The sequence below is a fragment of the Bradyrhizobium macuxiense genome (assembly GCF_001542415.1).
GTDB classification, from domain to species: domain Bacteria; phylum Pseudomonadota; class Alphaproteobacteria; order Rhizobiales; family Xanthobacteraceae; genus Bradyrhizobium; species Bradyrhizobium macuxiense.
In genome coordinates, this window is sequence record NZ_LNCU01000010.1 from 217,786 (window position 1) to 240,097 (window position 22,312).

General features: G+C 64.2%; 24 protein-coding genes and 1 other RNA gene. 18 read left to right on the plus strand and 7 right to left on the minus strand.

The window, feature by feature from the left end:
* Nucleotides 1–189: 189 nt before the first annotated feature.
* The 6 genes from AS156_RS01705 to ssrA all read right to left on the minus strand — a co-directional run bounded on the left by AS156_RS01705 (nucleotide 190) and on the right by ssrA (nucleotide 3,965).
* Nucleotides 190–543, minus strand: a complete 354-nt coding sequence (locus AS156_RS01705) for a VOC family protein (protein WP_066499074.1) — start codon at nucleotides 541–543, stop codon at nucleotides 190–192.
* 75 nt (nucleotides 544–618) lie between these two features.
* A complete protein-coding gene (locus AS156_RS01710; RefSeq protein ID WP_066499077.1) occupies nucleotides 619–894 on the minus strand; it encodes a ribbon-helix-helix domain-containing protein in 276 nt (91 codons plus the stop codon).
* Entirely contained in the window at nucleotides 891–1,079 is a 189-nt protein-coding gene (locus AS156_RS01715) for a DUF4169 family protein (protein ID WP_066499081.1), read from the minus strand. Before AS156_RS01715 ends, AS156_RS01710 begins: the two co-directional genes overlap by 4 nt.
* Before the next feature lie 281 nt (nucleotides 1,080–1,360).
* Complete coding sequence (gene fumC, locus AS156_RS01720; RefSeq protein ID WP_066499092.1) at nucleotides 1,361–2,776, minus strand: class II fumarate hydratase; 1,416 nt, start codon at nucleotides 2,774–2,776, stop codon at nucleotides 1,361–1,363.
* Between the two features lie 159 nt (nucleotides 2,777–2,935).
* On the minus strand, nucleotides 2,936–3,466 hold the full coding sequence (locus AS156_RS01725; RefSeq protein ID WP_066499095.1) for an SspB family protein: 531 nt from the start codon (nucleotides 3,464–3,466) through the stop codon (nucleotides 2,936–2,938).
* A gap of 145 nt (nucleotides 3,467–3,611) precedes the next feature.
* Nucleotides 3,612–3,965: a transfer-messenger RNA gene (ssrA, locus tag AS156_RS01730) on the minus strand.
* A gap of 434 nt (nucleotides 3,966–4,399) precedes the next feature.
* Between ssrA and AS156_RS40190 the strand changes: the two genes are divergently transcribed.
* From AS156_RS40190 to AS156_RS01780, 11 genes are all read left to right on the plus strand, one after another.
* Complete coding sequence (locus AS156_RS40190) at nucleotides 4,400–4,684, plus strand: hypothetical protein (protein ID WP_245312506.1); 285 nt, start codon at nucleotides 4,400–4,402, stop codon at nucleotides 4,682–4,684.
* 137 nt (nucleotides 4,685–4,821) lie between these two features.
* Nucleotides 4,822–5,322: a tripartite tricarboxylate transporter TctB family protein gene (locus AS156_RS01735; protein WP_066499096.1), complete on the plus strand. Its 501-nt coding sequence runs from the start codon at nucleotides 4,822–4,824 to the stop codon at nucleotides 5,320–5,322.
* A 7-nt stretch (nucleotides 5,323–5,329) separates the two neighbouring features.
* Nucleotides 5,330–6,844, plus strand: a complete 1,515-nt coding sequence (locus tag AS156_RS01740) for a tripartite tricarboxylate transporter permease (protein ID WP_066499101.1) — start codon at nucleotides 5,330–5,332, stop codon at nucleotides 6,842–6,844.
* Between the two features lie 147 nt (nucleotides 6,845–6,991).
* A complete protein-coding gene (locus AS156_RS01745; protein ID WP_066499105.1) occupies nucleotides 6,992–7,972 on the plus strand; it encodes a tripartite tricarboxylate transporter substrate-binding protein in 981 nt (326 codons plus the stop codon).
* A 175-nt stretch (nucleotides 7,973–8,147) separates the two neighbouring features.
* The gene (locus AS156_RS01750; RefSeq protein WP_066499115.1) at nucleotides 8,148–8,942 is read left to right on the plus strand and encodes a thymidylate synthase; all 795 of its coding nucleotides are present in this window, start codon (nucleotides 8,148–8,150) and stop codon (nucleotides 8,940–8,942) included.
* 8 nt (nucleotides 8,943–8,950) lie between these two features.
* The gene (locus tag AS156_RS01755; RefSeq protein ID WP_066499119.1) at nucleotides 8,951–9,436 is read left to right on the plus strand and encodes a GNAT family N-acetyltransferase; all 486 of its coding nucleotides are present in this window, start codon (nucleotides 8,951–8,953) and stop codon (nucleotides 9,434–9,436) included.
* Nucleotides 9,436–9,948, plus strand: coding sequence for a dihydrofolate reductase (locus AS156_RS01760; protein WP_066499121.1), 513 nt, complete (start codon nucleotides 9,436–9,438; stop codon nucleotides 9,946–9,948). Before AS156_RS01755 ends, AS156_RS01760 begins: the two co-directional genes overlap by 1 nt.
* 145 nt (nucleotides 9,949–10,093) lie before the next feature.
* The gene (gene hflK, locus AS156_RS01765; RefSeq protein ID WP_066499123.1) at nucleotides 10,094–11,233 is read left to right on the plus strand and encodes an FtsH protease activity modulator HflK; all 1,140 of its coding nucleotides are present in this window, start codon (nucleotides 10,094–10,096) and stop codon (nucleotides 11,231–11,233) included.
* Nucleotides 11,230–12,135, plus strand: a complete 906-nt coding sequence (gene hflC / locus AS156_RS01770) for a protease modulator HflC (RefSeq protein WP_066499125.1) — start codon at nucleotides 11,230–11,232, stop codon at nucleotides 12,133–12,135. The genes hflK and hflC overlap by 4 nt, the downstream gene beginning before the upstream one ends.
* An 80-nt stretch (nucleotides 12,136–12,215) precedes the next feature.
* Nucleotides 12,216–12,416 carry a DUF2065 domain-containing protein gene (locus AS156_RS01775; protein ID WP_066499127.1) on the plus strand — a complete coding sequence of 67 codons (201 nt, stop codon included), beginning with the start codon at nucleotides 12,216–12,218 and terminating at the stop codon, nucleotides 12,414–12,416.
* Nucleotides 12,417–12,689: 273 nt separating this feature from the next.
* Nucleotides 12,690–14,186, plus strand: coding sequence for a Do family serine endopeptidase (locus AS156_RS01780; RefSeq protein ID WP_066499130.1), 1,497 nt, complete (start codon nucleotides 12,690–12,692; stop codon nucleotides 14,184–14,186).
* A 106-nt stretch (nucleotides 14,187–14,292) separates the two neighbouring features.
* Here the strand turns inward: AS156_RS01780 and serB are convergent, their stop codons facing one another.
* Nucleotides 14,293–15,198: a phosphoserine phosphatase SerB gene (serB, locus tag AS156_RS01785; RefSeq protein ID WP_066499325.1), complete on the minus strand. Its 906-nt coding sequence runs from the start codon at nucleotides 15,196–15,198 to the stop codon at nucleotides 14,293–14,295.
* Here serB and miaA point away from each other — a divergent pair.
* From miaA to AS156_RS01820, 7 genes are all read left to right on the plus strand, one after another.
* Nucleotides 15,176–16,126 carry a tRNA (adenosine(37)-N6)-dimethylallyltransferase MiaA gene (gene miaA, locus AS156_RS01790; protein WP_066499327.1) on the plus strand — a complete coding sequence of 317 codons (951 nt, stop codon included), beginning with the start codon at nucleotides 15,176–15,178 and terminating at the stop codon, nucleotides 16,124–16,126. The two genes, serB and miaA, sit on opposite strands and share 23 nt — an antisense overlap.
* Before the next feature lie 349 nt (nucleotides 16,127–16,475).
* On the plus strand, nucleotides 16,476–18,251 hold the full coding sequence (locus AS156_RS01795) for an acetolactate synthase 3 large subunit (protein ID WP_066499131.1): 1,776 nt from the start codon (nucleotides 16,476–16,478) through the stop codon (nucleotides 18,249–18,251).
* Nucleotides 18,252–18,402: 151 nt separating this feature from the next.
* On the plus strand, nucleotides 18,403–19,389 hold the full coding sequence (locus AS156_RS01800) for a threonine dehydratase (protein ID WP_066499333.1): 987 nt from the start codon (nucleotides 18,403–18,405) through the stop codon (nucleotides 19,387–19,389).
* 21 nt (nucleotides 19,390–19,410) lie between these two features.
* Nucleotides 19,411–19,953: an acetolactate synthase small subunit gene (ilvN, locus tag AS156_RS01805; protein ID WP_066499133.1), complete on the plus strand. Its 543-nt coding sequence runs from the start codon at nucleotides 19,411–19,413 to the stop codon at nucleotides 19,951–19,953.
* Nucleotides 19,954–19,956: 3 nt separating this feature from the next.
* Entirely contained in the window at nucleotides 19,957–20,652 is a 696-nt protein-coding gene (locus AS156_RS01810) for a class I SAM-dependent methyltransferase (protein ID WP_066499134.1), read from the plus strand.
* Nucleotides 20,653–20,688: 36 nt separating this feature from the next.
* Complete coding sequence (locus tag AS156_RS01815; protein WP_066499135.1) at nucleotides 20,689–21,567, plus strand: EamA family transporter; 879 nt, start codon at nucleotides 20,689–20,691, stop codon at nucleotides 21,565–21,567.
* Between the two features lie 7 nt (nucleotides 21,568–21,574).
* Nucleotides 21,575–22,183 carry a LysE family translocator gene (locus tag AS156_RS01820; RefSeq protein ID WP_066499136.1) on the plus strand — a complete coding sequence of 203 codons (609 nt, stop codon included), beginning with the start codon at nucleotides 21,575–21,577 and terminating at the stop codon, nucleotides 22,181–22,183.
* The last annotated feature ends 129 nt before the right edge of the window (nucleotides 22,184–22,312 follow it).

Below are 22,312 nucleotides of genomic sequence, written 5' to 3' on the forward strand. Positions count from 1 at the left end.
GGTCAAGCCGGCGCCCGGCACGGTCAGGCCGCGGCCGCGTCCGCCATTGTCGTTGACACCGCAGGTTGCCAATCCGCCGCCGCGACCCGCGATGCAGAACTAAAGCATTTCGGTTCTGATCGAGTCCGAGCCGAAGCGCTGGATCCTCGTCTTGACGCGTTTCATCACGCGAACCGGCGTCGCTCTCGCTTACGAGCGGTGCTGGAGAATATTGACCAGCCTGCCGAAGGGATCGCGCACGAAGAAGCGCCGAACGCCCCACGGCTCGATCGCCGGCCCATATTCGATCGCGATGCGGGCCGCCGTCGCGCGACGAAGCGCCTCGTCGAGATCATCGACCTCGATCGAGAGATCGGGCACCGGCGTGCCGGAGCCACCTTCGGATGCGAAGCTGATTTGAACCTGCATCGTTTCGGATGAGCCGTAGGTCGCAATCCAACCGAAATCCATCAGCGGCTCGAGCCCGAGGACGTCGCGATAGAAGCGCGCCGCTGCCGCCACGTCAGCGGCGGCAATGTCGGCTACGATGCGTTTGACTTTCATCCTGATGTCCGCGCGACAACCCGATCGCATGCTCTATAGCATGGCAGCGATCCGGTCGCGGGACCGGGCAGGTTGTCAGGCCTGCTGGCGCGTATCGACCTGTTGCGGCCTGACGTCCGCCGGCACGGCCGGCGTGGCGCGCGAACGGAAATAATCCAGCACGAAGAGACGGATCGCCGAGGAAAGATTGCCCTGCTGGCGATTGCTGTCGATCTCGCCGACCAGCTCCGACAGCGTCATGTTTCGGAGACCCGAGATCTCCTTCATGCCGTTCCAGAACGCCTCTTCGAGGCTGACGCTGGTCTTGTGTCCGGCGACGACGATCGAACGTTTGACGACGGGAGATTTCATGACGCTTCTCCGCCATCGATGTGATGTTGATCCAGCAGGCGCGCGTTGCGCTCGGCGATATCCTCGTCGCGTGCGCGTTCGGTCTTGGTGCGACCAAATAGCGCACGGTTGGCGTCAGCCTGCTTCGCTGCTTGTTCGCGCTCGTTGCGCTTCTTGAACCGTTTCAAGTTGACCACGTCGCCCATGCTCGTCCTCATCGTCCCTTCATCCGAGTTGGTGATGCATCGTGACGAAAGCAAGAGTGGCCGCGCTGTGCGCCTGGTTCGATATCCATCCAGAATCCTCATTTTGATGCTTCGTGATAGCATCAAAGAATCGGTTTCGCTCTGCGAAAACTTGACGTCTGTCTTGCTGTACCATGCGTCAGCGCAGAGCTGATAGATGAGCTGCCTTAGTCTTTAGGCGTTATGATCCATAATTATATCACGCGCGCTGACCGTAATTATCCGGACATTGAATTACTCACCTAGCCCGGGTGTGTCATTTTGTCCGGCTGCACCAGACGATCGAATTCATCTGCAGATACAAAGCCGAGCCGCAGGGCTTCTTCCTTCAACGTCGTTCCGCGCGCATGTGCTGATTTCGCGACCTTCGCTGCGTTGTCGTAGCCGATCTTCGGCGCGAGCGCGGTCACCAGCATCAGCGAACGCTGCATCAGCTCGCTGATGCGCTTTTCGTCTGCGCGTATGCCGACAACGCAATGCTCGGTGAACGAGCGCACGACGTCGGACAGCAATTGAATGGAATTTATCATACAATATGCCAAAACGGGCTTGTATACGTTGAGCTCGAAATGCCCCTGGCTGCCGGCGATCGTGATCGCGGTTTCATTGCCGAACACCTGGCAGCAGACCATCGTCACCGCCTCGCACTGGGTCGGGTTCACCTTGCCCGGCATGATCGAAGAGCCCGGCTCGTTCTCGGGCAGGATCAGTTCTCCTAGGCCCGAGCGCGGGCCGGAGCCGAGGAAGCGGATGTCGTTGGCGATCTTGAACAGGCCGGTCGCGACCGAATTGATCGCGCCATGCACCAGCACATAGGCGTCGTTGGAGGCGAGCGCCTCGAACTTGTTCGCAGCACTCGTGAACGGCAGCTTGGTGATCCTGGCGACATGCCGCGCAAAGGTCCTGGCGAATCTCGGCTTCGAGTTGAGCCCGGTGCCGACTGCGGTGCCGCCCTGCGCCAGCGGAAACAGATCCTTCACCGCCACGCGCAAGCGTGCGATGCCGCTCTCGACCTGCGCGGTGTAGCCGGAGAATTCCTGGCCGAGCGTCAGCGGCGTCGCGTCCTGGGTGTGCGTGCGTCCGATCTTGACGATCCTGGCGAACGCCTTCTCCTTCTTGCGCAGCTCGCGATGCAGTTCGGTCAGTGCGGGAACCAGGTCGGAGATGATCCGCGTTGCGGCGGCGATATGCATCGCGGTCGGGAATGAATCATTCGACGACTGGCTCATATTGACGTGATCGTTCGGATGGATCGGCTTCTTGGCGCCGAGTTCGCCGCCGAGCATCTGGTTGGCGCGGTTGGCGATCACCTCGTTCACGTTCATGTTGGTCTGCGTGCCCGATCCGGTCTGCCAGACCACCAGCGGAAAATGATCGTCGAGCTTGCCCTCGATCACTTCCCTGGTGGCGCGGACGATGGCGCCGGCACGGCGCGCGTCGAGCTGGCCAAGCTCGCGATTGGTCTCGGCGGCAGCGAGCTTGACGATGCCGAGCGCGTGGACGATCGCGATCGGCATCCGGTCGCGCCCGATCTTGAAATTCTGCCGCGAGCGTTCGGTCTGCGCGCCCCAGTAGCGATCGGCAGGAACGTCGATGGGACCGAAGCTGTCGGTCTCGCTGCGGGTGGTTGCCTTGGATGGTCTGGTCGATCGGGCCATGGATGCTTTCCGTTGCGTCTCGTCTGCGCATGATCCGACGTGCCAAACGCGAAACGTCGGCGCAAGGTCACGCTCATGCAGAAGATAGTCCGGGATGACGATCCGTCACCCCGGTCTTCGCAAGCATCCTACAGGGTCGATGATTGGTCTGTGTCTAGATTATTTCTTGCGGAAGCGATCGAGCCGCACCACCTCGGCGCCTTCGCTGGGCTTGGCTGGCTCGTCCGCTGTCTCGGCCTCGATGGTCTCGGGCGCCGCGCGGGCCTGTGGCGCGGGAAGGGAGGTCGCCGGCGTCGCGGCCGGCACCTGGGACGGCGGCGCTTCGGCCACCGCATCCGAGGCGTCGAACTGCAGGTCGAATGGCGCTGACGGATCGAGGAAGCGCGTCACGGAGGCGAACGGCACCGTCAGCCGCTCGGGGATTCCGCCGAACGACAGGCCGACCTCGAAGCGATCCTCGGTCACCACCAGGTCCCAGAACTGGTGCTGCAGGATGATGGTCATCTCTTCCGGATATTGCGCAAGCAGCCGCGGCGATATCTTCACGCCGGCGGCGGTCGACAGGAAGGTGATGTAGAAATGGTGCTCGCCCGGCAGGCCATGTTCGGCAGCGTCGGCCAGGACCTGGCGCAGCACCCCGCGCAGCGCATCCCGCGCCAGCACGTCATATCGGATGTGATCGGTCGCCATGAGTATCCCGTCGCTTTCGAAAATGGCCGGCTTCAAGGGGGCCGGAGCCGTCCGACTCGCCCCTGGGCCATGCTACCCCGCCGGGAGCCGGAAATCAGCAGGGGGTAATGGAAATGGGCGCGGAAGCACGCGCCCAAAAAAATGAAGTGGAGGCTTCTGTTGCCAGGTGCCTCCGAACCCCGCCTAGCGGAGCTTAACCCGCTAGGACTTTAAGATGGTCTTTCAAACTGCGTTACGCAGCCTGAGCAACCGGAGCAAAGTTGTCGTTGGCAACTATTGCAATGGCCCGATGTCGGCGGAACCATACCGAGAAAAAACACGCCCTTTACGCCCTCGTCGATCCTATTTCGCCCCCGCCAAAAGCCACCCGTGATGGGTTTTGGTGGAGGCGCCGGGTACCGCCCCCGGGTCCGAATGGTTTATTGCGACGGCCATTTATTTCCATAGCCGGCGAACCGGCACTCCTAATATAGAGTGCGCGGTCGAAGAAAAACAGAGCCGATTCAGGGCCTTTCCCGCGCGAAAACCGTCTCGATCGGGGTTGGCGCGGCCACGAGGCCGCCCTCGCGGCCATGTCACCCCAATCGGCACGGCCCGCTGAAGCTGTTCCCGGCCTCTGCCGCACGTCGCTGGCCAGCTTTGGCGGGGGCCGGCCCAGGCTTGGTCGGGCATCGTCGGCGCTAGCTTGCCGACTTCGCCGGCCTGGTCGGCCGTCCCGGGCCATCGCGACTGTCCTCGGCGATCTACGGCGAGATCGATGCGCTGCGGCGTCTGCTCGGCGCCGTGGTCGGACTGCTGATCGCCGTCGTCTTCGAGATGGTGGTGCTGGAGCGGCGCGATGTCATAGGCCATATCCTCATGACTCGATCGCGATCGTGACGCGCCGCAAGGTGACGCCATGAGCTCGCGACGCTGCTCTGGACCTTCGGCCTGATGTCGCTGTTTGCGATCTCGCAGTTGTCGCCGGGACTGAGCGTGCTGATCGCGGAGCGGATAGGCTATTCTGTCGCAGGGTTGTCGGCGCATTGGCGGCAACAATTGCGATGCGTGGACCGACCGCACTGCTTGCCCATTATGTATGTGAGCCGCTTCCTCGAACGCTCGCGCCATTCGCGCTTGTCCGCGATCATTCAAGCGGGCGCTGGTTCCATCGTCGGCCGCGAGCGGGCTGATCCTGCTGCAAACATTAGACCAAAATTGGATCGTCCCCGAGCATGATGTCGCAGCCGCGCTTGCCGGCGGCATTTTTGGTTTCGCTGGCGTTGTCCGGCGAAAATCGCTAGCAAGTCGTCGGGGCCATCATCACAAGCCATCCAATCAGATCGGGCGGGAAACCCTGCCGGGGGAGCGAAATCATGAGTGACACGCCGAGCCAGGCGCAAGTCAAATCCATCTTGCCGAAATGGGTGCGCGGACCGCAGGATTTTGTCGGCGGCATCGCACTGATGGCGATCGCCGTGTTTGCGCTGTGGGCGTCGAGTGATCTACAGGGCATGCACGGATTTTCGTTCGGTGCCGGCACGGCGCCGCGCATGTTCGCGGTGCTGCTGCTGCTGCTTGGTGCCGCCATCGCGCTGACGGGGATCCTCAACGAGGGCCCGCCGATCGCGGCCTATTCGTGGCGCGGGCCATTCTTCGTGGCGCTGTCGATCCTGTTCTTCGCATTGGCCATCAGGCCCCTCGGGCTTGTCGTCTCGGCGTTCTCGAGCTTCCTGATCGCAGCGCTCGGCTCGCATGAGACCAAATGGCTCGAGGCCATCATCGTCGGCGCCTGCCTGACGCTTGGCTGCGCGCTCCTTTTCCCCTACGTGCTGGGACTGCCGATGCCGATGTTCCCGCGTTTCCTGATCCAGTGAGGACGTGATGGAACTCTTTGCCAATCTCGCACACGGTTTCGCCGTCGCCTTCTCGCCGATGAATCTCTTGATGTGTCTGATCGGTGCGCTGGTCGGCACGCTCGTCGGCGTGCTGCCGGGCATCGGCACCATCGCGACCGTCGCGATGCTGCTGCCGATCACCTTCGGCCTGCCGCCGGTCGGCGCGCTGATCATGCTCGCCGGCATCTATTACGGCGCCCAGTACGGCGGCTCGACCACGTCGATCCTGGTCAACATTCCAGGCGAGGCGACATCGGTCGTCACCGCGCTCGACGGCTTCCAGATGGCCAAGCAGGGCCGCGCCGGTCCTGCGCTCGCGATCGCCGCGATCGGCTCGTTCTTCGCCGGCTGCGTCGCCACCGTCCTGATCGCGGTGCTCGGCGCGCCGCTGACCAAGCTCGCGCTGGCGTTCGGTCCGGCCGAATATTTCTCGCTGATGGTGCTCGGCCTGATCTTCGCAGTCGTGCTCGCCAAGGGCTCGGTGCTGAAGGCGATCGCGATGATCGTGTTCGGCTTGCTGCTCTCGATGGTGGGCTCCGACATCGAGACCGGCGCCTCGCGTATGGCCTTTAATATTCCGGAGCTTGCCGACGGCCTCGGCTTTGCGACGGTGGCGATGGGCGTGTTCGGCTTTGCCGAGATCATCCGCAACCTCGACGCCGGTTCCGAGATGAACCGCGACCTAGTGCAGCAGAAGATCACCGGGTTGATGCCGACGCGGAAGGACATCGCGGATTCCACGCCTGCAATCCTTCGCGGCACGGTGCTCGGCTCGATCCTCGGCATCCTGCCCGGCGGCGGCGCCGTCATCGCGTCGTTCGCGGCCTATACGCTGGAGAAGAAGCTCGCGAAAAATCCGTCACGCTTCGGCCGCGGCGCGATCGAAGGCGTTGCGGCGCCGGAGAGCGCCAACAATGCCGCGGCACAGACCTCGTTCATCCCGCTGCTCACGCTCGGCATTCCGCCGAACGCGGTGATGGCGCTGATGGTCGGTGCGATGACCATTCACGGCATCGTGCCGGGCCCGCAGGTGATGCAGAAGCAGCCCGATCTGGTCTGGGGCATGATCGCCTCGATGTGGATCGGCAATCTGATGCTCATCATCATCAACCTTCCGCTGGTCGGCATCTGGGTCCGCCTGCTGCGCGTGCCCTATCGGCTGATGTTCCCCTCGATCGTGATCTTCTGCTCGATCGGCATCTACTCCGTGAACAACGCGCCGGTCGACGTCATCCTGGCCGGTGTCTTCGGGCTGGTCGGCTACTGGTTGATCAAGCACGATTTCGAGCCGGCGCCGCTGCTGCTCGGCATGGTGCTGGGACCGCTGATGGAAGAGAACCTGCGGCGCGCGCTCTTGATCTCGCGCGGCGACTGGAGCGTGTTCATCTCGCGGCCGCTGTCGGCGGTGCTGCTTGCGATCGCAGGCGGTCTGTTGCTGCTCGCGGTGTTGCCGGCGCTGCGCGCCAAGCGTGATGAGGTGTTCGTGGAATCGGAGAGCTGATCGCACGTCGGCCTGCGTCCGCGCGCCGCAGGCGGAAGTCGAGTAGACTTTCGATGCAGCTTCATGAAATGAAAATGCCGGCCCGATTGGGTCGGCATTTTTGTTTGCTTGGACGTTCTGCCTGGACGTTCTCAGGGAGGATTCGAGATGATGTCCGTTCGCTCGCTTGCGGGCGCGTGCCTTGCCACGGTCGCTTCACTGTGCGTGGTCGCCGCGCCGGTCTCGGCGCAGAATTATCCGACGCGCACCATCACGATGATTGTGCCGTTCGCGGCCGGCGGTCCGACCGACGTCATCTCGCGCATCGTCACCGCCAACATGGCGCAGACACTCGGACAGAGCATCGTCATCGAGAACGTGGTCGGCGCCGGCGGCACCACCGCAACCACCCGCGCGGCGCGCGCCGCCAATGACGGCTACACGCTGATCACCGGACATATGGGCACGCACGCGGCCTCCGTGCCGCTCTATCCGAAGCTCGCCTATCATCCGGAGAAGGATTTCGAGCCCGTGGCGTTGCTCGCCGGCACGCCGATCCTGATCCTCGCGCGCAAGGATTTTCCGCCGAAGGATCTCAAGGAATTCGTGGCCTACGTGAAGGCCAATGCCGAGAAGGTCAACGCCGCGCATGCCGGTGTCGGTTCGGTCTCGCATGCGTCGTGCGAGCTGCTGAACTCGATCCTCGACGTCAAGCCGGTCGGGGTTCCCTTCAACGGCACCGGTCCTGCGATGAATGCGCTGGTCGCGGGGCAGGTCGACTACATGTGCGACCAGATCGTCAACGCGGTGCCGCAGATCAACGCCGGCACCATCAAGGCCTATGCGATCGCAACGCCCGAGCGCAATCCGTCGCTGCCTGACGTGCCGACCACAGCCGAAGCCGGCCTCCCGGCATACCAGGCCCAGGCGTGGAACGCGATCTTCGCGCCGAAGGGAACGCCGCCCTCCGTCATCGCCACGCTGAGCGCGGCCGCCACCAAGGCGCTCGACGACGAGGCGGTCCGCAAGCGCCTGCTGGAACTCGGCAGCGTGATCCCGGCGCCCGCCAACCGCACGCCGGAGGCGCTGGCGACGCTCGTCAGAAGTGAGATCGCGAAGTGGACGCCGGTGCTCAAGCCAGCAACTTAAGCCAATGCAATCAAGCGGATAGGGAAGGGGCGGGACGCGAGTTCCGCCCCTTGCCGTTTGGTGCGGAGGTGCTCATTTTTCGGGGTATAATCGCTGCAATCAGCCGAATCGGCGTGTCGGCCGGCGGCCTCGGCCGCTAAGTTCGCCGTTTCCTCGAAGACCCGAAACAGACGCCATGAACCAGTATCACGATCTGCTCGAACGCATCCTCGCCGACGGCGCGGAGAAGCACGACCGCACCGGCACCGGCACGCTGTCGATCTTCGGCCATCAGATGCGCTTCAACCTGTCGGCCGGCTTCCCGATGCTGACCACCAAGCGGCTGCCGCTGAAGGCGATCGTGCACGAGCTGCTCTGGTTCCTCGCCGGCGATACCAACATCAAATATCTCAACGACAACGGCGTCACGATCTGGGACGAATGGGCCGACGCCAATGGCGATCTCGGCCCGGTCTATGGCTCGCAATGGCGCTCATGGCCCGCGCCTGATGGCCGCAGCATCGACCAGATTGCCAACGTCATCGAGATGATCAAGCGCAACCCGGACTCGCGGCGGCTGATCGTCAGCGCCTGGAATCCGGCCGAGGTCGACAAGATGGCGCTGCCGCCGTGCCACTGCCTGTTCCAGTTCTACGTCGCCAACGGCAAATTGTCGTGCCAGCTCTACCAGCGCTCCGGCGACGTCTTCCTCGGCGTGCCCTTCAACATCGCCTCCTATGCGCTGCTCACCATGATGGTGGCGCAGGTGACCGGCCTGAAGCCCGGCGACTTCGTGCATTCGCTCGGCGATGCGCATCTCTATTCGAACCATCTCGAGCAGGCGAAGTTGCAGCTAACGCGGCCGACGCGGCCGCTGCCGACGATGACGATCAATCCCGATGTGAAGGACATCTTCGCGTTCCGTTACGAGGACTTCAAACTCGAGGGTTACGACCCGCACCCGCACATCAAGGCCGAAGTCGCGGTGTGAGGGATTGAATGTCTCTCACCATCCGCCGCGCGCGGCCCGATGAGGCCGGACTGGTTTTCTCGCTGGTTCGCGAGCTCGCCGAATACGAAAAGCTGCTGCACGAGGTTCGCGCCAGCGAGGCCGACATTGCCGAGGCGCTGTTCGGCCCCAATCCGCGGCTGTTCTGCGACATCGCGGAATGGAACGGCGAGCCCGCAGGCTTCGCCGTCTGGTTCGTCAATTTCTCTACCTTTGCCGGCAGCCACGGCATCTATCTGGAGGATCTCTTCGTGCGGCCGGCGCTGCGTGGCAAGGGCATCGGCAAGGCGTTGCTCGTGCATCTGGCGCAGGAATGCGTCGCCAACGGATGGTCGCGCCTGCAATGGGCGGTGCTCGACTGGAACGCGCCGTCGATCGCGTTCTACAAATCGCTCGGCGCCGAGCTGATGGACGAATGGACGATTTGCCGCGTCTCCGATGCCGCCCTCACGGCGCTGGCCAAGGGAGTACGCTGATGGAGATCGTGCTCGTCGTTGCAGTCGCCGAGAACGGCGTGATCGGGCGCGACAACACAATTCCGTGGCGGCTGAAAACCGATCAGCAGCGCCTCAAGGCCATCACCATGAACAAGCCGGTCGTGATGGGACGCAAGACGTTTGAATCGCTGCGCAGGCCGCTTCCGGGACGAACCAACATCGTGGTGACGCGTGACGTGAATTACCAGGCTCGGGGCGCCGTCGTGACGACGTCGTTCGAAAACGCGCGCGCTGTTGCTCATGGCGACGCGCTGCGGCGTTTCGCCACCGAAATCGCCGTCATCGGCGGCGCGGAGATTTATGCCCAATGGATGGGTGTTGCCGATCGTTTGGAAATCACCGAAGTCCATGCCAGGCCTGACGGCGATACACGGTTTGACATAATCGATGCGAAGGACTGGGAAGAGGTCGCGCGTGTGCGGAATCCCGCCGGACCGGACGACAGCGCCGACTTCTCCTATGTGACATATCGTCGGCGCGGCCGACGTTAACCAATGTTTGCATTGACAAATTTGCCCCGACGCATAGCTCGTCTCGCCAGGAAGCTTGCGTTGTAAGGGCCCCGACGGTCCCCTATAACCGGGCCGGACATTCGAGCCCGGGCATCGCCGCCCGGACTTGCCGAGGAGATCTTTGATGCCGTGGAAAAATCAGGGCGGGGGGCCGTGGGGCTCGGGTCCGAAAGGGCCGTGGGGCACAGGTCCGCAATCGGTTGGACCAAGGCCGCCGGATCTTGAGGATCTGCTGCGCCGCGGTCAGGACCGGCTGCAGCAATGGCTGCCCGGCGGGCATTTCAGCGGCGTCGGCATCGCCTTGATCCTGGCCGCCGCGCTGGTGATCTGGTTTGCGACCGGCATCTTCCGCGTTCAGTCCGAAGAGCTCGGCGTGGTCCTGCGGTTCGGCAAGTATGTGCGCGATGCGCAGCCGGGCCTGCGATATCACCTGCCGTATCCGATCGAGACAGTGTTGCTGCCGAAAGTGCTGCGCGTGAATACGACCTCGATCGGCATGACGCTGATCGACGATCCCGCCCGGCGCGGCCGCACCATGCGCGACGTGCCGGAGGAGAGCCTGATGCTGACCGGCGACGAGAACATCGTCGACGTCGACTTCACCGTGCTGTGGCGCATCAAGCCGAATGCCGCGGGCGAGTACCTCTTCAATATCCAGAACCCCGAGGGCACCGTGAAGGCGGTTGCCGAAAGCGCAATGCGCGAGGTGATCGGCCGGTCCGAGATTCAGCCGATCCTCACCGGCGCGCGGACCCAGACCGAAACGACCGTGCAGGACCTGATGCAGAGGACGCTCGACACCTATGGCGCGGGCATCCTGATCACGCAGGTGCAGATGCAGAAGGTCGACCCGCCGCAGCAGGTCATCGACTCGTTCCGCGACGTGCAGGCGGCGCGCGCCGACCTCGAGCGCGCGCAGAATGAGGCGCAGACCTACGCCAACCGCGTCGTGCCCGAAGCACGCGGCCGGGCCGCGCAGATCATCCAGGCCGCCGAAGGCTACAAGGAGCAGGCGGTCGCCGAGGCCAAGGGCCAGAGCGCGCGCTTCCTGAAGATCTACGAAGAGTACAAGAAGGCCCCGGACGTGACGCGCGAACGCATCTATTTGGAAACCATGGAGCGCGTGCTCGGTGGCGCCGACAAGCTGGTTTACGACGGCGGCAAGGGCCAGAACGTCGTGCCCTATCTTCCCCTGAGCGAGCTGACGACGCGGCGTCCGCCAGCGCCGGCCACGACCGGCCAGCAGCAGGGGGGCACGCGATGAGGTCCCCCGTCGCGGGCATTGCGGCCCTGATCGTCCTGTTCGTCCTGATCATCGTCGCCTACAGCTCGGTGTTCACCGTGCAGCAGACCGAGCAGGCCCTCGTGGTCCGGTTCGGCAAGCCGGTTGACGTGGTCACGCAGCCTGGCCTGAACTTCAAGGTTCCGTTCACCGACAGCGTCATCCTGATCGACAAGCGTATCCTCGATCTCGAAAACCCGTCGCAGGAAGTGATCGCGTCGGACCAGAAGCGACTGGTCGTTGACGCCTTCGCCCGCTATCGCATCAAGGACGCGCTGCGCTTCTACACCAGCGTCGGCTCGATCCAGTCCGCCAACCTGCAGCTGACCACGCTGTTGAATGCGTCGTTGCGGCGCGTGCTCGGCGAGGTCAACTTCATCGCGGTGGTTCGGGACGAGCGCGAGAAGCTGATGTCGCGGATCCGCGATCAGCTCGACAAGGAGGCCGACGGCTACGGCATCCAGGTCGTCGACGTGCGCATCCGCCGCGCCGATCTGCCGGAGCAGAACAGCCAGGCGGTCTATCAGCGCATGCAGACGGAACGTCAGCGTGAAGCCGCCGAGTTCCGTGCCCAGGGCGGGCAGAAGGGGCAGGAAATCCGCTCCAAGGCCGATCGCGAGGCAACCGTGATCGTTGCAGAGGCGAACTCGACCGCCGAGCAGACGCGCGGCGCCGGCGATGCCGAGCGCAACCGCCTGTTCGCCGAAGCCTACAGCAAGGATCAGGACTTCTTCGCGTTCTATCGCTCGATGACAGCCTATGAGAATGGCCTGAAGTCCGGCGACACGCGTTTCCTGTTGCGGCCGGACTCGGAATTCTTCAAATATTTCGGCAGTGCCAGTGGCAAACCGCCTGAGGCGGCGGCCGCCGCGCCGAAACAATAACGCCAACACAGGGCGGCGACGCGGATCATGCGTCGCCGCCTTTCAAGAAGAAGAACTATGAAGCGGGAGATGGCCATCCGATGAGGTCCATAGCGTTCGGCGACTTCCTCATCGGACTGGGAATCCTGTTCGTGCTCGAAGGCATCCTGTTCGCCGCAAGCCCGGCCTGGATGCGCCGGGCGATGAAGAGCGCGCTGGCGACACCCGACAACATTCTGCGTGTCGTCGGCATCGGCTCGGCGGTCTGCGGGCTGATCCTGATCTGGGTGGTGCGGCGCTAGGAATCAGATCGTCGTTCCGGGGCATGCAAAGCATGAACCTCAAGGGCGCAATTGCGCCCGAGGGAACCTCGAGATACCCCGGGGCGCAATCGCGCCCCTGAGGTCTGGTCCTTTGAACCATCCCGGAATGACAAGCCAAGATTGAACACAATCGTGAGCTTCTTGCAGCCGGTTTTTCGCCGAAATGGCCGGCTGAGATGCTTGCGCCGTACGCCCCTTCGGGCGCACTCTGCAATCAACGATTTTGACCCGTTTGCCTGGAGAAATTCCGACATGATCGCTGCCAGACCAGCCCTGAGCCGTCGCCTCCGCCTGATGGGAGCTGCGATCTCGATCGGTGCTGCGAGCATGCTGAGCTCCGTGCCGGCATTCGCGCGCGGTCCCGACGGCATCGCCGACATGACCGAGAAGGTGATCGATGCCGTCGTCAACATCTCGACGTCGCAAACGATCGAGGCCAAAGGCGGCGCGATGCCGCAACTGCCGCCGGGCTCGCCGTTCGAGGAGTTTTTTGACGACTTCTTCAAGAACCGCCGTGGACCGGGCGGCAAGGGTGGTGACAAGGGCGGCGAGTTCCAGCCGCGCAAGACCAACTCGCTGGGCTCCGGCTTCATCGTCGATGCGTCGGGCCTCGTCGTCACCAACAATCACGTCATCGCCGATGCCGACGAGATCAACGTCATTCTCAACGACGGCACCAAGATCAAGGCGGAGGTGGTCGGCATTGACAAGAAGACCGACCTCGCGGTGCTCAGGATCAAGCCGCCGAAGCCGCTTACCGCGGTGAAGTTCGGCGACAGTGACAAGATCCGCCTCGGCGACTGGGTCGTTGCGATCGGCAACCCGTTCAGCCTCGGCGGCACCGTCACCGCGGGCATCGTCTCGGCCAAGAACCGCGACATCAGCCAGGGTCCATATGACAGCTACATTCAGACCGACGCCGCCATCAATCGCGGCAATTCCGGCGGCCCGCTGTTCAACCTCGATGGCGAAGTGATCGGCGTCAACACGCTGATCATCTCGCCGACCGGCGGTTCGATCGGTCTCGGTTTCGCCGTGCCGTCGAAGACAGTGGCGGGTGTCGTCGAGCAGCTGGAGAAATACGGCGAGCTGCGCCGCGGCTGGCTCGGCGTGCGCATTCAGCAGGTCACCGACGAGATCGCCGAGAGCCTCAACATCAAGCCGGCGCGCGGCGCGCTGGTTGCCGGCGTCGACGACAAGGGCCCGGCCAAGCCGGCCGGCATCGAGCCCGGCGACGTCGTCGTGAAGTTCGACGGCAAGGACGTGAAGGATCCGAAGGATCTATCGCGCATCGTTGCCGACACCGCGGTCGGCAAGGAGGTCGATGTCGTCGTCATCCGCAAGGGCAACGAGGAAACCCGCAAGGTGACCCTCGGCCGCCTCGAGGACAACGACAAGGTTCAGCAGGCCAACGCCAAGCCCAAGGACGAGCCGGTCGAGAAGCCGGTGACGCAGAAGGCGCTCGGCCTCGACCTGGCGTCGCTGAGCAAGGATCTGCGCACCAAGTACAAGATCAAGGACAGCGTGAAGGGCGTCATCGTCACCGGTGTCGAAGGTACCTCCGATGCTGCCGAGAAGCGCATGTCGGCCGGCGACGTCATCGTCGAGGTTGCGCAGGAGGCGGTCTCAAGCGCCGCCGATATCAAGAACCGCGTCGAGAAGCTGAAGAAGGACGGCAAGAAATCGGTGCTGCTGCTCGTCTCCAACGGCGACGGTGAGCTGCGCTTCGTCGCGCTGAGCGTGCAGTGAAGCTTGCTGGTCATTGCCGGGCTTGACCCGGCAATCCATCGGCGAAAGATTCTGCAACGGAAGATGGATGCCCGGTCAAGCCCGGGCATGACGGGTGTTAGCTAGGCTAACCCTCCACGAACTCGTCCCGCCGATAGCCCTGCGCATAGAGCAGCGCGGAGAGGTCGCCGTGATCGATCCGCGCCGCGGCGGCGGCTGCCACCGCCGCCTTGGCGTGATAGGCGACGCCGAGGCCCGCGGCCTGGATCATGCCGAGATCGTTGGCGCCGTCACCGACCACCAGCGTGTCGATGTCGTCGAGATCGAAGGATTCCATCAGCTCGACCAGCGTGGCGAGCTTGGTGGCGCGGCCGAGGATCGGCTCGATCACCTCGCCGGTCAGCTTGTTATCCTCGACCTTCAACTGGTTGGCCCGGTTCTCCTGGAAACCGACCCTGGCGGCGACCACGTTGCTGAACAGTGTGAAGCCGCCCGAGATCAGGCAGGTGTAGGCGCCATGCGCGCGCATGGTCCTGACCAGCTGGCGGCCGCCCGGCGTCAGCGTGATGCGCTTCTCCAGCACCTCGTCGACCACGCTGACGGGCAGGCCCTTGAGCAGGGCGACGCGCTCGCGCAGCGCCGACTCGAACTCGATCTCGCCGCGCATCGCGCGCTCGGTGATGGCGGCGACATGGGCCTTCAGTCCGGCGAAATCGGCGAGCTCGTCGATGCATTCCTGCCCGATCATGGTGGAATCCATGTCGGCCAGAAAAAGCTTCTTGCGCCGGGCGATCCGAGGTTGCACGACAATGTCGATCGGCAGGTCGACGCGCGCCTGGCGCAGGCGGTCTTCGATCGCCTTGATCGCCTCCTTGCCGGTGTCTTGGCTCTCGAAGGGAATATCGACGGCCACCTCGTTGAACAGCCACTGCGCCGGACCCGGCGACGGCAGCACGGCCCGCGCGCCGTCGACGACGGTGGAGTCGAGTGCGGGTGTTGCGGGATTGCAGATGAGCGTGGCGACGAGGGACATGCAGGCGCATTCGAAATTGTTGGACAAGGCCGTGCTTATCGCAGGGCCGACCGCCAGCGGCAAGTCGGCGCTGGGGCTGGAGCTGGCGCAAAAAGCCGGCGGGGTCGTGATCAACACAGACTCCATGCAGGTCTACCGCGACTTGCGGATCATCACGGCGCGGCCGACCGCCGATGAGGTGGCAACGGTTCCGCACCGGCTCTATGGCCATGTCGATGCGGGCGTGAATTTCTCAGCCGGAGCCTGGGTTGCCGATGCCGCAAATGTGCTTGCCGAAGCGCGCGGAGAGGGGCGGCTGCCGATCTTCGTCGGTGGCTCGGGGCTGTATTTCAAGGCGCTGACGCAGGGGCTGTCGGCGGTGCCGCCGATCGCAACTGCAGTGCGCGACGGCGTTCGCGCACGGCTGGAGCGTGACGGTGTCGAGGCGCTGCATGCCGAACTGGCGCAGCGCGATCCGGTCTCGGCCGCGCGCTTGAAGCCGCGCGACCGCACCCGGATTGCGCGCGCGCTCGAGGTCGTCGAGGCGACAGGGCGACCGCTGCCCGACTGGCATCGCGAGGGCCTGCCGCCGTTGCTGCCGCCGGGCGAATTCCGCGCGCTGTTTCTCGCCCCCAAGCGCGAGCGGCTCTATGCGCGGATCGATGCGCGGTTCGGCGCGATGCTCGATTCCGGCGCGCTCGACGAGGTCGCGGCGCTGGCCGCGCGCGAGCTCGATCCGCTGCTGCCGGCCATGAAGGCCCATGGCGTGCCGGCCCTGATCCGGCACCTGAGGGGCGAGATCAGCCGGGAGGAGGCCGCCGAGATCGGCCGGGCCGACACCCGCCATTACGCCAAGCGCCAGTTCACCTGGTTCCGCCATCAGCTCCCGGAATTCGAGTGGGTTGCGCCGGACGCGGCGCGGGAATGGCTGCGGCTCTCTCGCTTTTGATCGGGCGCCCGTCTGCCATGCGTGTTTCGCCGCGCAAAAATGCTCGCCGAACGGGCGGAACCCCGTTACACTCCCCCCAAACCGCGAAAATCTCTGCCTTGCCTTGACATTCAAGCTTTGGCCGCTATGTTTCGCGCGCAACCTTTGGGAAGCCTGAGCAGTCTCATGCGCAACATTATTACCAAACTGCTTATCGCCGTCGTACCCAGGCACACCGCCGGGGATGGCTAGCGGCCATCCAAATTCAGGCGGTGTGCATGGGGCCTCTCGGGCCCTTTTTTATTTCCCGAAGCAGAATTCAAGAGAACTGACAAAAGTCGCGCAAAAACAAGCGCATCCGGAGCGAACCATGACCGATAAGAGCCACGATCCCAATCAGATGACCGGCGCCGCAATGATCGTGCGCGCGCTCATCGATCACGGCGTGCAGCATGTCTTCGGCTATCCCGGCGGCGCGGTGCTTCCGATCTACGACGAGATTTTCCAGCAGAGCGAGGTCGAGCACATCCTGGTGCGCCACGAGCAGGGGGCCGGCCACGCCGCTGAAGGCTATGCGCGCTCGACCGGCAAGCCAGGCGTGGTGCTGGTGACGTCGGGTCCCGGCGCCACCAACATGGTGACGCCGCTGACCGATGCGCTGATGGACTCGATCCCGCTGGTCTGCATCACCGGCCAGGTGCCGACCCATCTGATCGGCAACGACGCCTTCCAGGAATGCGACACGATCGGCATCACGCGCCCCTCGACCAAGCACAACTGGCTGGTGCGCGACGTCAATGACCTCGCCAAGGTGCTGCACGAGGCCTTCTACGTGGCGACCACCGGCCGGCCCGGCCCGGTGCTGGTCGATGTGCCGAAGGACGTGCAGTTCGCCACCGGCACCTATCATCCGCCGCGCAAGTCGGACGTGCACATCTCCTACACGCCGCGCGTGAAAGGCGACGCGACGCAGATCCGCAAGGCGGTCGCGATGCTGGCCTCGGCCAAGCGTCCGGTGATCTATTCCGGAGGTGGCGTGATCAACGCGGGGCCGGAAGCCTCCAAGCTGCTGCGCCAGTTGGTCGAGGTGACGGGCTTCCCGATCACCTCGACGCTGATGGGGCTGGGCGCTTATCCGGCGTCGGGTCCGAATTGGCTCGGCATGCTGGGCATGCACGGCACCTACGAAGCCAACATGACCATGCATGATTGCGACGTCATGCTGTGTGTCGGCGCGCGCTTCGACGACCGCATCACCGGTCGCGTCGATGCGTTCTCGCCGGGTTCGAAGAAGATCCACATCGACATCGACCCGTCCTCGATCAACAAGAACATCCGCGTCGACGTGCCGATCATCGGCGACGCCGCCAACGTGCTCGGCGATTTGTTGCAGGTGTTCAAGGCGGAAGCCAAGAAGCCCGACATCAAGGCGTGGTGGCAGCAGATCGCGCAATGGCGTGCGCGCAACTCGCTCTCCTACAAGAAGAACAACGATGTCATCCTGCCGCAATACGCGATCCAGCGCCTGTTCGAGCTGACCCGGCGCAAGGACACCTACATCACGACCGAAGTCGGTCAGCACCAGATGTGGGCCGCGCAGTTCTTCGGCTTCGAGGAGCCGCACCGCTGGATGACCTCCGGCGGTCTCGGCACCATGGGCTACGGCCTGCCGGCCGCGGTCGGCGTGCAGGTGGCGCATCGTGACAGCCTGGTGATCGATATCGCCGGCGACGCCTCGGTGCAGATGACGATCCAGGAGATGTCGACGGCGGTTCAGCACGAGCTGCCGATCAAGATCTTCATCCTGAACAACCAGTACATGGGCATGGTGCGGCAGTGGCAGCAGCTGCTGCACGGCAACCGTCTGTCGCATTCCTATTCGGAGGCGCTGCCTGATTTCGTCAAGCTCGCGGAAGCCTATGGCGGCGTCGGCCTGCGGGCGATGAAGCCGTCCGATCTCGACGGCGCGATCAAGGAAATGATCTCGATCAAGCGCCCGGTGCTGTTCGACTGCCGCGTCGCGGCGCTGGAGAACTGCTTCCCGATGATCCCGTCGGGCAAGGCGCACAACGAGATGCTGCTGCCGGAAGAGGCGACCAGCGAAGCGACCGCGACCGCTTTCGCCGGCGGCAAGGCGCTGGTGTGAGGATGCCGGTCACAAATTCCCCTGTCATCGCCCAGCTCGACCGGGCGATCCGGTACGCCACGGCGTCTCGATGTTTCTCGGACGCTTCTGGAATGCTGGATCCCCGCCTTCGCGGGGGATGACCAGTATGGAGAGCAGACAGGAAGCCACGATGTTTGACCTCAACGAGCTCGAGCGTGCACACGCCATCGTCGGCACCGCAGTGCCGCCGACGCCGGTGCATGCCTGGCCGCTCTTGGCCGAGCGGCTCGGCACGCGCGTCGTGGTCAAGCACGAGAACCACACGCCGATCGGCGCCTTCAAAGTGCGCGGCGGCCTGGTCTATCTCGAGCGGCTGAAGCGCGAGCGGCCCGATGTGCCTGGCATCATCTCGGCAACGCGCGGCAATCACGGCCAGAGCCTGGCGTTTGCTGCTGGTCGACACGGCGTGCCGGCGGTGATCTATGTGCCGCGAGGCAATTCGGTGGAGAAGAATCGCGCGATGCGCGCCTTCGGCGCCGAGCTGGTCGAGCACGGCGAGGATTTTCAGGCCGCGCGCGAAGAGGCGGAGCGCCGCGCGCAGTTCGCCGGCCTCCACATGGTGCCGTCGTTCCATCCGGACCTTGTGCTGGGCGTTGCGACCTACGCGCTCGAACTGTTTCGCTCCGCGCCCGATCTCGACATTCTCTATGTGCCGATCGGGCAGGGCTCCGGCGTCTGCGGCTGCATCATGGCGCGCGACCTGCTCGGCCTGAAGACAGAGATCGTCGGCGTGCAATCGACCGAAGCGCCGTCCTACGCGCTGTCGTTCGCCGCCGGAAAGATCGTGACGACGGAAACCAGCAACACCCGCGCCGACGGCATGGCGACGCGGATTCCCGATCCGGACGCGTTCGCGCTGATCCGCAAGGGCGCATCCCGCATCGTCCAGGTCACCGATGACGAGGTCGGGCAGGCGATCCGCGCCTACTGGACCGACACGCACAACCTCGCCGAGGGCGCCGGCGCCGCGGCGCTCGCGGCCGCGCTGCAGGAGAAGGGCAAGCTCGCCGGCAAGCGGGTCGGCCTGATCCTGAGCGGCGGCAATATCGATTTCGATCTGTTCCGGACATGGATAGGGACGGATGCCGCGCCGGCCGCCAAGCGGGCGGTGGCGTGACGAGAATGTAAGGGAACGACAATGAACCAGCCCGCATCCGCCTACTTCCTCGAAGAGCGTCACGATCCCAACGAGACGCACACGCTGTCCGTGCTCGTGCAGAACGAGCCCGGCGTGCTCGCGCGCGTCATCGGCCTGTTCTCGGGCCGCGGCTACAATATCGAAAGTCTCACCGTGTCGGAGACCGAGAGCCAGAAGCACCTCTCGCGGATCACGATCGTCACCACGGGAACGCCGATGGTGATCCAGCAGATCAAGCACCAGCTCGATCGCATGATCCCGGTCTATCGCGTCGTCGACATGACGCTGACCGGCAACGCGATCGAGCGCGAGCTCGCGATGGTCAAGGTCAGGGGCACCGGCGATCACCGCGTCGAGGCGCTGCGGCTTGCGGATGCGTTCCGCGCGCGCGTGATCGACGCCACGACCGAGAGCTTCGTGTTCGAGATCACGGGCAATACATCCAAGATCAATCAGTTCATCGACCTGATGCGCCCGCTGGGCCTGGTCGAGGTGTCACGAACCGGGGTGGCCGCCATCACGCGCGGGCCGGAGGGGATGTGAATCATGTTGGCGCGCGACTGGTACTACACGCAACGGCGGCGGGTCGGTCTCGATACGGCGGTCGCCTCGATCTATGGGCAGCATGACGACGCCGATCTCCGCGCCCGCCAGGCGCTGACCATGCTCGGCGTCAAGCCGGGCTGGCGCGTCGCCGATATCGGCTGCGGCAACGGCGTGCTGGCGACCGAGGCGGCCCTGATGGGTGCCCAGGTCGACGCCATCGATATTTCGCCGGCGATGCTCGGGCTCGCCGAGATCTACGCGCGCGACCGCAAGGCGCGGATCCGGACCGAGCCGGCCGGGCTGCTTTCGTTTGCCTACCAGCCGAATTCCTATGACCTGATCGTCAGCGAGTTCACGCTGCACCATCTGCCTGACTTCTGGAAGGCGGTGGCAGTGTCGCGGATCTTCAACGCGCTGAAGCCCGGCGCGAACTTCTATCTGCGCGACATGGTGTTTGTCAGCATGCCCGACGGTGTCGAGCGCGACGTCGAGGCCTGGGCCGACTTCTCGATCAAGAACCACGAATTCGAGCGCGAAAGCGTGATGACCCACATGCGCGACGAATACTCGACCTTCGGCTGGGTGATGGAGCGGATGCTGACCGAGACCGGCTTCGCGCTGGTCTCCGCCGATTATCACGCGCCGTTGCACGGCACCTACCTGCTGCGCAAACCGACCCCGGACGAACAGATCTAGACCCGACCAGCGAAACCGAACCAAAGAAGAAGAATAATGAAGCCGGCCGACGTTGGCATCGCCGTCATGGTCGCGGTGATCTGGGGGCTTGCGTTCGTCGCAAGCCGCATGGCGCTCGATGAGTTGCCGCCCGAACTGATGACGGCGCTGCGCTTCGGCATCGCGGCGGTGCCGTGCCTCTTCCTGTCCAAGCCGAAGCAGGTCTCGTGGCCGCTCCTGATCGGCATCAGCTTCACTTTGTTCCTCGGCCAGTTCCTGGCCCAGTCGATCGCCATCGCCCATGGCGTGCCGGTCGGGCTCACCAGCGTGATCGTGCAGAGCCAGGCCCTGTTCACCATCGGCTTTGCCGCGCTTCTGTTCGGTGAATTGCCGCCGCGGATGCAGACGATCGGCATCGCCATCGCCGCGGTCGGGCTGCTGATGATCTGCGGCACCGTGGGCTACGATTTCAGCGTCACGGCCTTCGCCATCCTGATGATCTCGCCGATCTCGTTCGCGATCGGCAATTTGCTGCTGCGGCCGGCGCAGGGCGCGCGCATGTTCGATCTGTTCGCCTGGCTGTGCCTGTGCGCGGCGGTGCCGCTGTTTGCCCTGTCGTTTGTGACGCTGGGAGCCGAGCCGGTGTGGCAGGCGCTGTCGCATCTGTCGATGCGCGGCATCGTCTCGATGCTGTTTGTCGGCGCGATCTCGACCAGCATCGCCTATTGGCTCTGGGGACGGCTGTTGCGCGACTATCCGGCGGCGCAGGTGGTGCCGTTCGCGCTGCTGGTGCCGTTCGTCGGCTCGGCGGCATCGAGCATCGTGTTCGGCGAGAAATTCGGGCCGCTGCGGCTCGCGGGCATGATCACCGTCGTCGGCGGCATCGCGATGATGCTGCTGTCAAAGCGGCCCAAGCCCGTGCCGAAAGTCGTGTGAGGGGACCATGTCGAATTCCCTGATGTTCGCCTTCGTCATGTTCTCCGTCGTGATGTTCTTCACGCCCGGCCCGAACAACATCATGCTGCTGTCGTCGGGGCTGACCTATGGTTTCCGCCGCACCTTGCCGCATATCGCCGGCATCACGGTCGGCTTCGCCTTCATGGTCGGCGCGGTCGGCGTCGGGCTCGGCGCCATCTTCATTGCCTATCCGGTGCTGCAAACGATCCTGAAATATGCCGGCGTGGCCTATCTGATCTACCTCGCCGCCGTCATCGCCATGGCCGAGCCGCCCGCCGCGGACAAGGAGGCGAAACCCGGCCGCGGCCCGATGACCTTCTGGGGCGCGGCCATGTTCCAGTGGATCAATGCCAAGGGCTGGGTGATGGTGATCGGCACCATCACGGCCTATGCAGCGATTGCCGTCTTCCCCTGGAACATCGCGATCCAGGTCGGCTTGAGCCTAGCCCTGGGGGTGGTGTCCTGCACCGTGTGGGCCTTGTTCGGGACCGCGCTACGGCCGGTTCTGACCTCGCGGCTGGCCATCCGTGCCTTCAACGTCTTCATGGCCATCCTGCTGCTGGCCTCACTCTATCCCGTCTTCATGGACGCATGATGCCGCACTGCGCCATGCGAGATGGGGGTTTCCCCTGAGGAGAAAAATGCTCTAGACAACGCCGGAAATTCACGGGCGCCCGGCGGTTTGTCCTTCCGAAAGCCTGATCCATCGGCCGATTTTGGCCCC

What these genes read in the sequence shown, in the direction of transcription:
- AS156_RS01705 (WP_066499074.1), bottom strand. Translation starts at nt 543, where the DNA reads ATGAAAGTCAAACGCATCGTAGCCGACATTGCCGCCGCTGACGTGGCG.
- AS156_RS01710 (WP_066499077.1), bottom strand. Translation starts at nt 894, where the DNA reads ATGAAATCTCCCGTCGTCAAACGTTCGATCGTCGTCGCCGGACACAAG.
- AS156_RS01715 (WP_066499081.1), bottom strand. Translation starts at nt 1,079, where the DNA reads ATGGGCGACGTGGTCAACTTGAAACGGTTCAAGAAGCGCAACGAGCGC.
- fumC (WP_066499092.1), bottom strand. Translation starts at nt 2,776, where the DNA reads ATGGCCCGATCGACCAGACCATCCAAGGCAACCACCCGCAGCGAGACC.
- AS156_RS01725 (WP_066499095.1), bottom strand. Translation starts at nt 3,466, where the DNA reads ATGGCGACCGATCACATCCGATATGACGTGCTGGCGCGGGATGCGCTG.
- AS156_RS40190 (WP_245312506.1), top strand. Translation starts at nt 4,400, where the DNA reads ATGTCGCTGTTTGCGATCTCGCAGTTGTCGCCGGGACTGAGCGTGCTG.
- AS156_RS01735 (WP_066499096.1), top strand. Translation starts at nt 4,822, where the DNA reads ATGAGTGACACGCCGAGCCAGGCGCAAGTCAAATCCATCTTGCCGAAA.
- AS156_RS01740 (WP_066499101.1), top strand. Translation starts at nt 5,330, where the DNA reads ATGGAACTCTTTGCCAATCTCGCACACGGTTTCGCCGTCGCCTTCTCG.
- AS156_RS01745 (WP_066499105.1), top strand. Translation starts at nt 6,992, where the DNA reads ATGATGTCCGTTCGCTCGCTTGCGGGCGCGTGCCTTGCCACGGTCGCT.
- AS156_RS01750 (WP_066499115.1), top strand. Translation starts at nt 8,148, where the DNA reads ATGAACCAGTATCACGATCTGCTCGAACGCATCCTCGCCGACGGCGCG.
- AS156_RS01755 (WP_066499119.1), top strand. Translation starts at nt 8,951, where the DNA reads ATGTCTCTCACCATCCGCCGCGCGCGGCCCGATGAGGCCGGACTGGTT.
- AS156_RS01760 (WP_066499121.1), top strand. Translation starts at nt 9,436, where the DNA reads ATGGAGATCGTGCTCGTCGTTGCAGTCGCCGAGAACGGCGTGATCGGG.
- hflK (WP_066499123.1), top strand. Translation starts at nt 10,094, where the DNA reads ATGCCGTGGAAAAATCAGGGCGGGGGGCCGTGGGGCTCGGGTCCGAAA.
- hflC (WP_066499125.1), top strand. Translation starts at nt 11,230, where the DNA reads ATGAGGTCCCCCGTCGCGGGCATTGCGGCCCTGATCGTCCTGTTCGTC.
- AS156_RS01775 (WP_066499127.1), top strand. Translation starts at nt 12,216, where the DNA reads ATGAGGTCCATAGCGTTCGGCGACTTCCTCATCGGACTGGGAATCCTG.
- AS156_RS01780 (WP_066499130.1), top strand. Translation starts at nt 12,690, where the DNA reads ATGATCGCTGCCAGACCAGCCCTGAGCCGTCGCCTCCGCCTGATGGGA.
- miaA (WP_066499327.1), top strand. Translation starts at nt 15,176, where the DNA reads ATGAGCGTGGCGACGAGGGACATGCAGGCGCATTCGAAATTGTTGGAC.
- serB (WP_066499325.1), bottom strand. Translation starts at nt 15,198, where the DNA reads ATGTCCCTCGTCGCCACGCTCATCTGCAATCCCGCAACACCCGCACTC.
- AS156_RS01795 (WP_066499131.1), top strand. Translation starts at nt 16,476, where the DNA reads ATGACCGATAAGAGCCACGATCCCAATCAGATGACCGGCGCCGCAATG.
- AS156_RS01800 (WP_066499333.1), top strand. Translation starts at nt 18,403, where the DNA reads ATGTTTGACCTCAACGAGCTCGAGCGTGCACACGCCATCGTCGGCACC.
- ilvN (WP_066499133.1), top strand. Translation starts at nt 19,411, where the DNA reads ATGAACCAGCCCGCATCCGCCTACTTCCTCGAAGAGCGTCACGATCCC.
- AS156_RS01810 (WP_066499134.1), top strand. Translation starts at nt 19,957, where the DNA reads ATGTTGGCGCGCGACTGGTACTACACGCAACGGCGGCGGGTCGGTCTC.
- AS156_RS01815 (WP_066499135.1), top strand. Translation starts at nt 20,689, where the DNA reads ATGAAGCCGGCCGACGTTGGCATCGCCGTCATGGTCGCGGTGATCTGG.
- AS156_RS01820 (WP_066499136.1), top strand. Translation starts at nt 21,575, where the DNA reads ATGTCGAATTCCCTGATGTTCGCCTTCGTCATGTTCTCCGTCGTGATG.